10 protein-coding genes are annotated in these 13,508 nt (G+C 37.1%); 7 read left to right on the top strand and 3 right to left on the bottom strand.

Annotated elements, in window-relative coordinates; translation table 11 throughout:
- Positions 1 to 6: 6 nt before the first annotated feature.
- Positions 7 to 1,683: an energy-dependent translational throttle protein EttA gene (gene ettA / locus N824_RS38690; RefSeq protein WP_048907163.1), complete on the bottom strand. Its 1,677-nt coding sequence runs from the start codon at positions 1,681 to 1,683 to the stop codon at positions 7 to 9.
- A gap of 287 nt (positions 1,684 to 1,970) precedes the next feature.
- Between ettA and N824_RS38685 the strand changes: the two genes are divergently transcribed.
- Positions 1,971 to 2,744 carry a hypothetical protein gene (locus N824_RS38685; RefSeq protein WP_048907162.1) on the top strand — a complete coding sequence of 258 codons (774 nt, stop codon included), beginning with the start codon at positions 1,971 to 1,973 and terminating at the stop codon, positions 2,742 to 2,744.
- Between the two features lie 96 nt (positions 2,745 to 2,840).
- Here N824_RS38685 and N824_RS38680 read toward each other — a convergent pair whose 3' ends face one another.
- Both N824_RS38680 and N824_RS38675 read right to left on the bottom strand, forming a co-directional pair.
- The gene (locus N824_RS38680; RefSeq protein WP_048907264.1) at positions 2,841 to 3,602 is read right to left on the bottom strand and encodes a LytTR family DNA-binding domain-containing protein; all 762 of its coding nucleotides are present in this window, start codon (positions 3,600 to 3,602) and stop codon (positions 2,841 to 2,843) included.
- On the bottom strand, positions 3,599 to 4,675 hold the full coding sequence (locus tag N824_RS38675; RefSeq protein WP_048907161.1) for a sensor histidine kinase: 1,077 nt from the start codon (positions 4,673 to 4,675) through the stop codon (positions 3,599 to 3,601). The genes N824_RS38680 and N824_RS38675 overlap by 4 nt, the downstream gene beginning before the upstream one ends.
- Before the next feature lie 220 nt (positions 4,676 to 4,895).
- On the opposite strand from N824_RS38675, the gene N824_RS38670 reads away from it, so the two are divergent.
- From N824_RS38670 to N824_RS38645, 6 genes are all read left to right on the top strand, one after another.
- Positions 4,896 to 6,050 (top strand): lactonase family protein, encoded by a 1,155-nt coding sequence (locus N824_RS38670; RefSeq protein WP_052334245.1) that lies wholly within the window; start codon positions 4,896 to 4,898, stop codon positions 6,048 to 6,050.
- Positions 6,051 to 6,416: 366 nt separating this feature from the next.
- On the top strand, positions 6,417 to 8,957 hold the full coding sequence (locus N824_RS38665; RefSeq protein WP_048907160.1) for an ATP-dependent Clp protease ATP-binding subunit: 2,541 nt from the start codon (positions 6,417 to 6,419) through the stop codon (positions 8,955 to 8,957).
- A gap of 211 nt (positions 8,958 to 9,168) precedes the next feature.
- Positions 9,169 to 10,137, top strand: coding sequence for an SUMF1/EgtB/PvdO family nonheme iron enzyme (locus tag N824_RS38660; protein WP_048907159.1), 969 nt, complete (start codon positions 9,169 to 9,171; stop codon positions 10,135 to 10,137).
- Positions 10,138 to 10,179: 42 nt separating this feature from the next.
- Positions 10,180 to 11,505, top strand: coding sequence for a Gfo/Idh/MocA family protein (locus tag N824_RS38655; RefSeq protein ID WP_048907158.1), 1,326 nt, complete (start codon positions 10,180 to 10,182; stop codon positions 11,503 to 11,505).
- Between the two features lie 14 nt (positions 11,506 to 11,519).
- Complete coding sequence (locus N824_RS38650; RefSeq protein WP_048907157.1) at positions 11,520 to 12,527, top strand: FAD:protein FMN transferase; 1,008 nt, start codon at positions 11,520 to 11,522, stop codon at positions 12,525 to 12,527.
- Positions 12,528 to 12,565: 38 nt separating this feature from the next.
- Positions 12,566 to 13,504, top strand: coding sequence for a hydroxypyruvate isomerase family protein (locus N824_RS38645; RefSeq protein WP_048907156.1), 939 nt, complete (start codon positions 12,566 to 12,568; stop codon positions 13,502 to 13,504).
- The last annotated feature ends 4 nt before the right edge of the window (positions 13,505 to 13,508 follow it).

The following is a 13,508-nucleotide window of genomic DNA, read 5'->3' as shown; positions in this document are numbered from 1 at the left end:
AGAGGATTATACTAACTTTTTATATCTAATCCTATGAGGAGTTACATCGCCCAGGCGTTTTTTACGATTTTCCTCGTAATCACTGTAGTTACCTTCAAAGAAGTAAACCTGAGAGTTTCCTTCAAAGGCTAAAATGTGAGTACAGATTCGGTCTAAGAACCAACGATCGTGACTGATTACAACTGCACAGCCACCAAAGTTTTCCAACGCTTCTTCTAATGCACGTAAAGTATTTACGTCAATATCATTAGTTGGCTCATCCAGTAACAACACGTTTGCACCTTTCTTTAAAGTGATGGCTAAATGCACCCGATTACGCTCTCCACCAGATAAAATGCCAACTTTCTTTTGCTGATCACCACCATTAAAGTTGAATTTAGAAACATATGCACGCCCATTTACCGCTTTGTTACCTAATTGGATATTATCTAAGCCATCAGTAATATTTTCATATACCGTTTTGGTTGGATCAAGGTCATTGTGCATCTGATCTACATAACCAAGTGAAACAGTTTCTCCAACGCGGAAGGTTCCGGTATCAGGGATTTCCTGTTCAGTAATTAGGCGGAACAATGTCGTTTTACCTGCGCCATTGGGGCCAATAATACCTACTATACCGGCAGGTGGTAAAGAGAAACTCAGATTCTCAAATAACAATTTATCACCATAGGCTTTGGTAACATTGTTGGCCTCTATAACTACATTCCCTAATCTCGGACCAGGTGGAATAAACAATTCCAATTTGTCTTCTCTTTCTCTTGAATCTTCTGATGCCAGCTTGTCATAGTTTGATAGACGCGCTTTAGATTTAGCATGACGCGCTTTTGGTGCCATGCGCACCCACTCAAGCTCTCTTTCAAGTGTTTTCTGGCGTTTGCTCTCCGTTTTTTCTTCTTGTGCTAAACGTTTAGCTTTCTGATCTAGCCAAGAAGAGTAATTTCCTTTCCATGGAATACCTTCACCTCGATCTAATTCAAGAATCCATCCTGCGACGTTATCAAGGAAATACCTATCGTGGGTTACTGCAATTACAGTTCCTTTGTATTCTTTTAAAAACTGCTCTAACCAATCGATGCTTTCAGCATCAAGGTGATTGGTAGGCTCATCTAGTAATAAAACATCTGGCTCCTGAAGTAGTAAACGACACATCGCCACACGTCTTCTTTCTCCACCCGATAGTACTGAAATTTTTGTATCCGGATCTGGACAGCGAAGTGCGTCCATTGCACGTTCCAGTTTGTTGTCCAACTCCCATGCATTTACGGCGTCGATTTTATCCTGAAGCTCACCTTGCTTCGCCATTAGTTTATCCATTGCATCAGCATCTTCATAAACTTCTGGCAGACCAAACTGTTCATTTATAGACTCGTATTCTTTAAGGATAGCGGTAATTTCAGCCACACCCTCTTCAACAACCTCTCTAACTGTTTTGTTTTCATCTAGTTCCGGCTCCTGTGCAAGATAACCTACAGTGTAGCCCGGAGAGAAAACAACTTCGCCCTGAAAAGCTTTGTCAATACCGGCAATGATCTTCAAAACCGATGATTTTCCGGATCCATTTAAACCAATAACACCTATTTTTGCGCCATAAAAAAAGGATAGGTATATGTTCTTTAAAACTTGTTTCTGAGGGGGGTAGATCTTATTTACCCCGGCCATTGAAAATATTATTTTTTCGTCCATGCTTGTTATTTCGAGTATTAGATAGGCTTTTTTATTAAATTTTACGGAACCCTATGTTTACTGCAAAGATAAGAAAGGAAAGCCACTAAAAAAGTGGTGTATTTGATATTCAATATAATGATGTGTGTAGAAAATGTGAAGAAACGTTAATCTCCTCATTAAACGCTTATCAATTCAATACGTCAGATCGACAATTCAGCTGATATTTTTGCTACTTCACAGAAGAAGTCCAGACTACAAGTTTTAGCAACCTTTAGTTTTACGCTATCAAAATAATAACTGAAGAAATGAAAAACATTAAAAAACAAAATGAGGTAACACTTCTTAATGAAGCGGGTAGCGAAAAAACAAAATTTGAATTACAAGGTCATGGAAGAAAAACGCTTATAGCGCTTTTTCTTTTGGTAACATGCTCACTAACAGCTTCTGCTCAAAAATCAACTGTATTGAGTGCTCTTTCTAAATATAATATTGATGCCAGCATCCTCAATACCGACAATATTCAACAACCTGAGGACTTTGCTTTTGACTTCAAACAGACAACGATAACTGCAGGCAAGCAAATAGTGACCATAGCTAAATATGATCCGTCTAGCCCAAAGGAGGAACAATGGACTGTAGTTTCCCTAGATGGGAAATCGCCTTCTAAAGGAGATATTAATACCTTCCGTAAAAATCAAGGAAAAGAGGTGAAATCTACGCAAACAGACGAATCAAGTTACAAGGTTGAGAAGGAATCAGAAGACTACCTGGTAATAAGCCACAAAATAGATCCGGCCTCTATTCCAAAGGATGCTGCTTTTATGAAAGACTGTAGATCCTATATGACAATCAATCTCAAAACCAAGAAAATTGAGCAGGTACAAGTCATTAATGAAAAGCCTGTAAGAATCAAGATTCTCAATGCTGAAAAGTTTGATCTAGTCATAAAATATACAAAAAATGACCAATCAAAACGTTATCTACCTGTAAGCCAGGAGCTCAACATGTTAGCTAAATTCATTGGACAGGAAATTATTGTACAGACAATTACGGAATACTCAAACTATACTAAAAAATAATGGGTGTATTAAACCCTGTCGAAAGGTAAAATTTAATATCATGACCTGATGGGCCCTTATAAACTTATATAGGGTCTATCAGGCATTTATTACTTATTAGTAATCTAACCACATTTTAAATAAAGGAGCTTTTGTCCTGCTCACTAGAATATCATCGTCTGTACTATTCTTTACTTTGAGCTTTAGCTTACCATTGAAAAAGTTGTGGACTTTTTCAATTGAATTGACATGAACAATATACTGGCGGTTTATTCTAAAGAAATTTTTAGGTTCTAGTTCTTGTTCCAACGCTTCGAGGGTCTGAGGGACTACAACTTTTTCACCATTAAAAAGATTTGCATAATTAATGTTCAAATGAGAATAAAAGAAGGCGATATCCTCCACATTAATTTTTCTATAACCATCTCGATATGGAAGAAAGAACCGCGACCTGTATTCTTTCGGCCGGATTTGGCTTAGTAATTCTTCTATCAAAGGGGATTGTTGGTATGATCTCTGTATTGAGTTCTCAAATTTTATAATGGCAGCTTCGAGCTGATCCTTATCAATCGGCTTCAGCAAGTAGTCTATGCTATTGTATTTAAATGCCTGGACAGCATATTCGTCATAGGCTGTTGTAAAAATTACCGGGCATTTTACGTCCGCCAATTTAAAGACTTCGAAACTTACACCATCTGCCAATTGTATATCCATTAGTATCAGGTCAGGACTTGCATTATCCGCAAGCCAATCCACAGTCTTTTTAACACTGGTCAAAATGCCAAGAATTTCAAATTCTGGTCTTATTTTGAGTAATAATCTTTGTACTCGATCTGAATTAAGTTTTTCGTCTTCCAGAATCAATATCTTCTTTATCATATCCATTTGATAAGAGGTACCTTTATGGTAAAGGTTTTGTCGTTTGTCTCAATAGTAGGTTTTTTATCTCCTAATAAGGCATAGCGATCAATTATGTTTTTCAAACCCATACCTGTAGAATGAGGTTTATTAATTAATGGCAATATTGTATTAGAAACTATGAGCTCATCATTGTTATTCGTATAGATGTTTATGATCAAAGGATTTTCTTCTTCGGTACGGTTATGCTTTATGGCATTTTCAATAAACAGTTGAAGCGTAACAGGGGGGACTAACAAATCAAGCTTTGACTCATCAATGTCAATCCGAAATATACTTCCTCCTTCCATTCGATTGTTTATGAGAAAAAGATAAGCATCAAGGAATTTGAGCTCTTCGCCTAGGGAGATTAGTTTTTTCTTCGAGTTGATTAACAGGTAGCGGTAAACTTTCGCAAAATTCTCTGTATACTCATATCCTAATTGCTGGTCCTTCAATATTAATTCCGAAAGCACGCTAAGGTTATTGAAAACAAAATGTGGATCAAGTTGTAATTTAAGTGCCTGCAATTCTATTTCGGCTGCTAATTGCTTGTTTTGGGCTGCCTTTACCTCAAATTCAGCTGCCTTTATAGTAGTAGCTTTCCAATTATTTAATAAAAAATTGCCAGTATTTAGTGCACTGATTATTAAGGCCCATAATACAATTGAAATAATGGAGTACAATGTTTGTCTTAAACCAATGTGTGGAGATTGATTACCTGCAGGTCCCACGATTATCAGATAAATTAATGATAGGCAAATGATAAGGAACAGCACCCCCAGAATTTGAAAGAGCGTTTGGGTCAGTAGCCGTTTTAAGGGATGAACCATCCACGGGATTTTTTTATTCAATATTCTGTCTATGAACAAACTTAGCTCTAACATGACCACACAAAATGCTAGGTTTATTAGAAGGTCTATTATTAATCTGGAAACAGACATGTCGGCATACTCTTTCCAATAGGAATATGGAAGTATCATAAATAAAGTTGCATACGAGCCCATAAAAGTGAAAACCAGTACCAACAAAGCTTTGGTTTTAATCTTTTTCATTGTGTTAGATATTTTCTCCTGATTACTCACAAAGTTTTGAAGACATGTTGGAGGTACGGTCCATATGGAGAAATGAAAGATTCATTTTTTAGTGGAAAAAGAACACATTTGAGCCCTATTTAGAGCAAAGATAAGAAAAACACCAGTCAAAGATTTTTTATATGTTTACATTAACCAGTTTTTATATAGCTAATTCACCTATAGTAGTAAAATTAAGTAAATGAATTGTTTCAAAAAATACAGAAAACAGGCTGTCCATTTCCTGGCTATGTTGTTACTGCCTCTGATTGGCTTTTCTCAGAAAAAAGGCACTTCCTCTAAAACATTTGATCTGCTGATTGGTACTTATACCCGAACTAATGAAAGTAAGGGTATATTGGTTTATCAATTTGATGATGAAAGTGGTAAAATGACCTATTTAAACCAGATCGACGGCGTAGAAAATCCTGCTTTTTTAACAGTAAGTAATGATCTTAAGTTTGTTTATGCGGTTAATTCGAACAAAATAGGAGAGGTAAGTTCATTTAAATTTGATCGTTCAACCGGTAAACTCGAATTTATCAATAAGCAATCGTCCTCAGGCGTGGGGCCAGCTCATATTGCTATAGATCGAGATAGTAAAAATGTATTTGTATCTAATTATGGGAGTGGCAGCTTAACTGTTTTGCCAATAAACAGCGATGGCTCTTTAGCCCAGGCATTGCAAAGTATACAAGATGAGGGAGGGAGCGCCAATAAATTAAGACAGGAGGGGCCACATGTACATTCGGCTTTACTATCAAAGAATGAGAAAATTCTGTTTTTTGCGGACCTTGGAACAGATAAGATAAACATTTATAATTACAACAGCAGCAAAAAAACTCCCTTAACGCCGGCCGAACCTGCTTTTGAAAGTGTGAAGCCTGGTAATGGTCCTCGTCATATGGATTTCTCTCCTGATCAAAAATACCTTTACCTTGTTCAGGAAATGACAGCTGTTATTAATGTATACAGCTGTAATAATGGGAAGTTAACCTTTTTGCAAAGTGGTCAAATGATGCCAGAAGCGTTTACTGAAAATAGCGCCGCAGATATACATGTATCTCCCGATGGGTTATTTTTATATGCATCAAATAGGGGGAACGCTAACAATATAGCAGCTTATGCCATAAATCAAAAGGATGGTCGTTTAACCTTTGTAGAACGATATGATGTTGACAAGACGCCAAGAAACTTTGTGATAACGCCATCTGGCAATTTCATGCTGGTTGCAGCTCAAGACGCCAATGCCGTTTCGGTTTATAAAGTAAACAAGACAACTGGAAAATTGACAAAAACATCCAATAAAATAGACGTTGGGCAGCCTGTATGCTTAAAGTTGGTGCAGGCCGACTAAAAGGTTGGGTGGCCATATTTATTTGATCTGGCAAAAGTCTGCCATTTTGGTAGTTTTTTTATTGATAATATCCAGTTTTGACAGGTGATATTATTCCATAAAAATCATTACATTTATACGACAAAGTGATCTGAATATGTTTAAAACAGTTAAATAAGCGTTTCTGGCCTATAAATATATGTGGAAGTATTGAAAATTAAGCGTAAATGAATTAGTCAAAGATTGGTAACATTTATGAAATTACGGCAGTTCCAACATCTAATTAATAGTCAATGGCGTAATTGTTGATAAAATAAAAAAATCAGGGATGCTTTTTATTAAACAATTTTTATAGTTTAGAGCATTCCGGATTTTAGAAAGGTATATATGGAAGCTAAATTTTCTCCACAAGTAAAAGACGTGATTTCTTTTAGCAGGGAAGAAGCCCTGAGATTAGGTCACGATTACATAGGCGCAGAACATCTTTTGTTAGGCCTTATTCGCGAAGGCGATGGTATGGCTATTAAGATATTGAAATCATTAGGAGTTGATACTTCAAAACTTCGCCGCTCAATTGAGGATTCCGTAAGAGGTACCTCAAGTGTAACAGTAAATCTGGGCAACATTCCTTTAACAAAACAAGCTGAAAAGGTTCTTAAGATAACATATCTGGAGGCAAAAATCTTTAAAAGTGATTTGATAGGAACTGAGCATTTATTGTTGTCTATCCTTCGTGATGATGATAATATTGCGTCGCAGATTTTATTACAATACAACGTTAATTACGAAATCTTTAAGCAGGAGGTTGAAGTGAATAAAAACGGATTCAAAGACGAAACTCAAAATAGTGCATCAACAGGCGGTGATGAAGATTACCGTGAGGAAGAGAGCTTTAGTAGCCCTAAAAAAGTTTCTGACATAAAATCTAAAACTCCGGTATTAGATAATTTTGGAAGAGATTTAACAAAAGCTGCTGAGGAAGGAAGACTAGACCCGATTGTTGGTCGTGAAAAAGAAATTGAGCGTGTGTCTCAGATCTTATCGCGTCGTAAAAAAAATAATCCAATTTTAATTGGTGAGCCGGGCGTTGGTAAGTCAGCTATCGCTGAAGGATTGGCCTTGAGAATTGTTCAACGCAAGGTATCAAGAGTTCTTTTCAACAAACGTGTAGTTACTTTAGACCTTGCTTCTTTGGTTGCGGGTACTAAATACCGCGGGCAGTTTGAAGAACGTATGAAAGCTGTGATGAACGAGCTTGAAAAATCTACAGATGTAATTTTGTTTATTGATGAGATTCATACAATTGTAGGTGCAGGTGGTGCCTCTGGTTCACTGGATGCATCGAATATGTTTAAACCTGCATTGGCCAGAGGCGAAATACAATGTATTGGTGCCACAACGCTTGATGAATACCGTCAGTATATAGAAAAAGATGGTGCATTGGATCGTCGTTTCCAAAAGGTAATGATTGAGCCTGCTACACCTGATGAAACTATTGAGATATTAAACCGTATTAAAGAAAAATACGAAGATCACCACGGTGTAACTTATACCGACGAAGCAATTAATGCTTGTGTGGCCTTAACGTCAAGATACATTACTGATAGGTTTTTACCAGATAAAGCTATTGATGCTTTAGATGAGGCCGGCTCAAGAGTTCACTTAACGAACATTCATGTTCCAGAGAACATCATCGAAATTGAAAACAAGATTGAAGAGATCAAGCTTGAAAAAAATAAAGTTGTAAAAAGTCAGAAATACGAAGAAGCAGCTAAATTAAGAGATACTGAAAAAAATCTTTTAGAGGAGTTGGATCGTGCCAAGGCTGAATGGGAGAATGAAACTAAAACTAAACGTTATACCGTTACTGAAGATAATGTTGCTGAGGTTGTTTCTATGATGACTGGTATTCCGTTACAACGTGTTGGACAAACTGATAGCGTTAAGCTATTGAATATGTACGAGACTGTTGGACAGAAAATTATTGGTCAGGATGATGCCATTAAAAAACTGACTAAAGCAATTCAACGTACCAGAGCCGGATTAAAAGATCCTAAAAAACCAATTGGTTCATTTATTTTCTTAGGTCCGACAGGTGTTGGTAAAACTGAATTAGCTAAGGAACTTGCTCGTTTTATGTTTGATAGTGATGATTCACTAATTCAAATTGATATGAGTGAGTACATGGAGAAATTTGCGGTATCACGTTTAGTGGGAGCGCCTCCTGGATATGTGGGTTATGAAGAAGGTGGTCAGTTAACTGAAAAAGTTAGACGTAAACCTTATGCCGTAATTCTTTTGGATGAGATTGAAAAAGCTCACCCTGATGTATTCAACATCTTATTGCAGGTGCTTGATGAAGGACAGCTTACAGATAGTTTAGGTCGTAAAGTGGATTTTAGAAATACCATTATCATTATGACTTCTAACATCGGTGCCCGCCAGCTAAAAGATTTCGGACAGGGGGTAGGTTTCTCTACTTCAGCTAAAGTGAACCAGGTCGATGCGCACTCAAGAGGCGTTATCGAAACTGCATTGAAACGTGCATTTGCTCCTGAGTTTCTTAACCGTGTTGATGATGTGGTGGTTTTCAATTCTTTAGGAAAAGAAGAGATATTCAAAATCATCGATATAGAGTTGAAATCATTATTTGGCCGCGTACATAATTTAGGTTACGAAGTTAAATTAACAGAGAAAGCGAAGGAGTTTATTGCTGATAAAGGTTTTGATTCTGCCTTTGGAGCCAGACCTCTTAAACGTGCAATACAAAAATATCTTGAAGATCCAATTGCTGAAGAAATCCTTAAAGGAGATATTCATGATGGAGACACTTTGGAAATCGATTATGATAAAGAAGGAGATGTTATTGTTGTAGAAAATAAAAGTCCGGGTAAGAAAAAGAAAAAAGAAGAGGGAAGTGTAGAATAAACTACCACCTGTGACTATAAAACGCCTGTTAGATGAACATCTGACAGGCGTTTTCTTTTGTGGTAGTTTTCATTTTATGAGGTGAGCTTAGTGTTTATATTACACATTTTATGAAATTATATGGGTGCAGATTTTGGTTTATCAATTATTGCCTCTATTTTAGAGAATAAATAGGTTAGGTTAAAATATTTGTTGTATCAAAATTTTATAAATGAAAGTGAAATTATCATTGTTAGTGCCCTTAGCATTTTTTGCTGTCCAAACTACTCTGGCACAGGAGAAACCCGAATCTTATAAACAACAGTTGGAAGGCACAAAGTTGTCATTCGATATGGTTGCTATTCCCGGTGGTGAATTTATGATGGGAAGTAAAAAAGGAAATGCTGATGAACAGCCGGTTCACAAAGTGAAAGTTGCCCCATTTTGGATGAGTACCTATGAAGTGATCTGGGATAATTACGAGCCATTTTTATATAAGGATTATGAAGTGGCACATAGTACTGCTCCAATTCCAAAAAATGTTGATGCAATAACAAGACCTACAAAACCATATCTGGATATGACTTTCGGAATGGGTAAAGAGGGGCAGCCTGCACTAGCTATGACTCATTATAATGCTATTCAGTATTGTAAATGGCTGTATGCCAGAACAGGCGTGTTTTACAGACTTCCTACTGAAGCTGAATGGGAATACGCCTGCCGCGCAGGTTCTGTTACCGAATATTCTTTTGGAAACGATGGTTCAAAATTAGGTGATTATGCATGGTTTAATGGAAACAGCGACGGTAAAACTCATGTTGTTGGTCAGAAAAAACCAAATGCATGGGGGTTATACGATATGTATGGAAATGTTGCAGAATGGACCTATGATCAATATCTGCCGGGTTTTTATGCATCAGTAAAAGGTGATAAGGCAAATGATCCTGTTGCTGTTCCAGAAAAATTATATCCAAATGCAGTTAGAGGTGGTGCATACAATGATGAAGCTAAAGATGCTCGTTCTGCATCCCGATTAGCATCAGACCCTAGTTGGAAACAGCTGGATCCTCAGATTCCAAAAAGTAATTGGTGGTTTCCTGAAGCTCCTTTTGTCGGAATGAGGTTAGTTAGACCAGTAACACCTCCATCAAAAGAAGAGATAGATGCTTATTATAGCAAGGCTCCTATTAAAGATTACTAATAAACCAAACATACTAAGAACCATATATAAACCTAAATTACAATGAACAATGAAGAACTGCGCGACAAACGCCGCGAATTTTTAAAAACTTCGGCTCTTGTTGCCGGAGGTGTTATGTTAAATGGAGTTGCTTTTGCTAACGGCGGAGCGCATTCATCTGTAGATGACACCATCAAAATTGCCTTAATTGGTTGCGGCGGTCGTGGTACGGGTGCCGCTTTTCAGGCATTAAGTACTAAGCAAAACCTAAAGTTGGTGGCTATGGCCGATGCTTTTAGCGATAGACTAGAAAGTGCATACAAAGAGATCTCTGAAAAATTTGGAGCCAAAGTTGATGTTCCTCAGGAACGTAGATTTGTAGGTTTTGATGCTTATAAAAAAGCAATAGCCCTGGCCGATGTTGTTTTGTTAGCAACTCCTCCAGGATTCAGACCTAGTCACTTTGAAGAGGCAGTTAACCAGAGCAAGCACATATTTATGGAAAAACCAGTGGCTGTTGATTCGCCAGGTATCCGTAAAGTTTTAGCAGCTGCCGAAATTGCAAAAACTAAAAAATTAAATGTTGTTGTAGGTCTGCAGCGCAGATATCAAAATAACTATAGAGATGTTATTAAACGCATTCAGGATGGAGCTATAGGCGATATCACTGGTGGTCAGGTATATTGGAATAGTGGTGGCGTTTGGGTGAAACCGCGTGAAGCCAGCCAAACTGAAATGGAATATCAAATGCGTAACTGGTACTATTTTAACTGGTTATGTGGTGATCATATAGTTGAGCAACACGTACACAATATTGATATTGCGAATTGGGTTAAAAATGCTTATCCGGTTTCTGTTCAAGGTACTGGCAGCCGTGCCTGGAGAACAGGAAAAGATTATGGTGAGATCTATGATAACCACTCTGTAGAATTAACTTATGCAGATGGTTCTGTAATTAACAGTCAGTGCCGCCACTTTGAAGGTATTGATAACCGTGTTGATGAAAGCTTCCATGGAACTAAAGGTCGTGTTTTCTTATCTGCAGGTAACGAAGGAAGATTATATGACACTAAAAATAAACTGATCTATAACTACAGTTCAAAAGTAAACCCTAATCCTTATCAAACTGAGCACGACGAACTTTTTGCTGCTATTGCTAAGGGTGAATATAAATTCTCGGATGCAGAACGTGGTGCAAAAAGCTGTATGACAGCCATTATTGGTCGTTATGCAACTTATTCTGGAAAAACAATTAAATGGGACGATGCCTTAAAAGCAGAGAACAGTTTATTCCCTGATGAGTTGAGCTGGACTGCAAAACCTAAACTATTACCCGATGCTAATGGATTGTATCCAATTCCTACACCAGGGCAAACAAAGGTGATATAAACGTTACTAACGTAATGTTTTTTATAAATAAAGCTTTTATTTTATTGCTGCTGTCGCAAATTTTTCTTCTTTTTAAGAAGGAAGAGCTGCGACAGTATGCTATACATGGTTATGCTCAGGGAACTGATTATTCCATTAAGTATTTTGCTCGGGATAGTATTGTAACGAAGGGTAATGTAGATAGCATTCTTATGGTTATCGATTCATCTATGTCGCTATACAAATCATATTCTTTGATCAATAAGTTTAATGCGTCTTCGAAAGGGATTGTTTTAGATCCACATTTTGCTAAAGTAATGGCAAAATCTTTTGAGGTTTATAAAGCTACCAAGGGAAAATTTGACGTAACTGTTGAGCCTCTTGTACAAGCATGGGGCTTTGGTGCAAAGCCAATAGATAAATTCCCCGATAGTGCTCGGGTAAAGGAATTACTGAAGTGCGTGGGCATGAATAACCTTAGTTTAAAAGGTAATTTTCTTAAAAAACAAAAGCCATGTATAAATGTAGATCTTAATGGAATTGCCCAGGGATATAGTGTTGATGTAGTGGCTGATCATTTAATTAACAAAGGAATCACATCGTTTGTAGTAGAAATAGGAGGCGAACTAAGGATAAAAGGGCCGAAACCAGATGGGACATCAATGAATATAGGGATTGAAGGACCTGCGGATTCACCAAATGCTGAACCTGAAGTGAGGCATGTTATCAGCATTAATGATGGAGCAATAACTACTGCGGGTAATTATAGAAAATATTTGCAAAAAGGCTCCAGGAAGATTGCACATCTAATTGATCCTAAAACGGGTTATCCTTTAGATAATGCATTGATCAGCGTGACAATTTATGCAAAGGATGCTATTACTGCCGATGGATATGATAGCCCCATAATGGCTATGAATGTTAATGAAGCACTTGATTTTGCAACTAAAAAAAATATGGAAGCGTATATTATCTATCACCGTAAGGATGGAAGTGTTGCCGATACATTAACGGCAGGATTTAAAAAAATGATAATACACTAATCCACTATTAAAAAAGTACCTAACCAAAAACCAAAAATATGAACAGAATAGAATTTTTAAAAAATAGCTTTGTTGCCACTGGTGCACTTGTGGCCGGGTCTTCAATAAATGGACTTGCTGCAGACAAAACTACTACGGGTCAAGGCTCAACCTTGGCTGGTAAAACTTTTAATCTTGATTATGCTCCTCATCAGGGAATGTTCAAGAATAATGCTGGTGATAGCTTTCTGGATCAGATTAGATTTATGCATGATCAGGGTTTTCGTTCTATTGAGGACAATGGCTATTTAGGAAGATCAGTTGATGAACAAACAAAAATAGGAGACCTGCTTGCCAAATTGGGCATGAGAATGGGTGTTTTTGTTGTTGATGGGGGGGATAATTGGAAAACGTCGTTAACAACGGGTAAAAAAGAATTTAAAGATAAATTCGTAGAGACCTGTAAAAAGTCTGTAGAAGCTGCAAAAAGATGTAATGCAAAATGGTTAACAGTTGTTCCTGGATTTTACGAACGCAAATTACCTTATGGAAATCAATTTGCAAATGTTATTGATGCTATGAGGGCTGGTGCCGAAATTTTTGAACCTCATGGTTTAATAATGGTATTAGAGACCTTAAGTGATACCCCTGAATTATTTTTACAACAAACGCATGAAACCTATGCTGTTTGTAAGGCAGTGCAAAGCCCTTCATGTAAAATTCTTTATGACATTTATCATATGCAAAAAACAGAAGGGCAGCTAATAGTTAATATTGATAGATGCTGGGATGAGATTGCCTACATTCAAATAGGTGATAATCCTGGAAGAAATGAACCAACAACCGGTGAAATTAACTATAAGAACTTATTCAAACACCTTTATGAAAAAGGGTATAAAGGCGTTATGGGTATGGAACACGGCAATTCAAAACCAGGAAAAGAAGGTGAACTTAGAGTAATACAGGCATATAGAGAAGAAGACAACTTTCTTTCTTAGCATT

This window comes from Pedobacter sp. V48, assembly GCF_000523515.1.
In the GTDB taxonomy this organism is placed as follows: domain Bacteria; phylum Bacteroidota; class Bacteroidia; order Sphingobacteriales; family Sphingobacteriaceae; genus Pedobacter.
This window is presented reverse-complemented; position numbering and strand designations above follow the sequence as displayed.

Bases quoted from the DNA above. Each gene is read 5' to 3' on its own strand.
- N824_RS38650 (WP_048907157.1), top strand. From the start codon at position 11,520: ATGTTTTTTATAAATAAAGCTTTTATTTTATTGCTGCTGTCGCAAATT.
- N824_RS38675 (WP_048907161.1), bottom strand. From the start codon at position 4,675: ATGAAAAAGATTAAAACCAAAGCTTTGTTGGTACTGGTTTTCACTTTT.
- N824_RS38645 (WP_048907156.1), top strand. From the start codon at position 12,566: ATGAACAGAATAGAATTTTTAAAAAATAGCTTTGTTGCCACTGGTGCA.
- N824_RS38665 (WP_048907160.1), top strand. From the start codon at position 6,417: ATGGAAGCTAAATTTTCTCCACAAGTAAAAGACGTGATTTCTTTTAGC.
- N824_RS38660 (WP_048907159.1), top strand. From the start codon at position 9,169: ATGAAAGTGAAATTATCATTGTTAGTGCCCTTAGCATTTTTTGCTGTC.
- N824_RS38685 (WP_048907162.1), top strand. From the start codon at position 1,971: ATGAAAAACATTAAAAAACAAAATGAGGTAACACTTCTTAATGAAGCG.
- ettA (WP_048907163.1), bottom strand. From the start codon at position 1,683: ATGGACGAAAAAATAATATTTTCAATGGCCGGGGTAAATAAGATCTAC.
- N824_RS38655 (WP_048907158.1), top strand. From the start codon at position 10,180: ATGAACAATGAAGAACTGCGCGACAAACGCCGCGAATTTTTAAAAACT.
- N824_RS38680 (WP_048907264.1), bottom strand. From the start codon at position 3,602: ATGATAAAGAAGATATTGATTCTGGAAGACGAAAAACTTAATTCAGAT.
- N824_RS38670 (WP_052334245.1), top strand. From the start codon at position 4,896: ATGAATTGTTTCAAAAAATACAGAAAACAGGCTGTCCATTTCCTGGCT.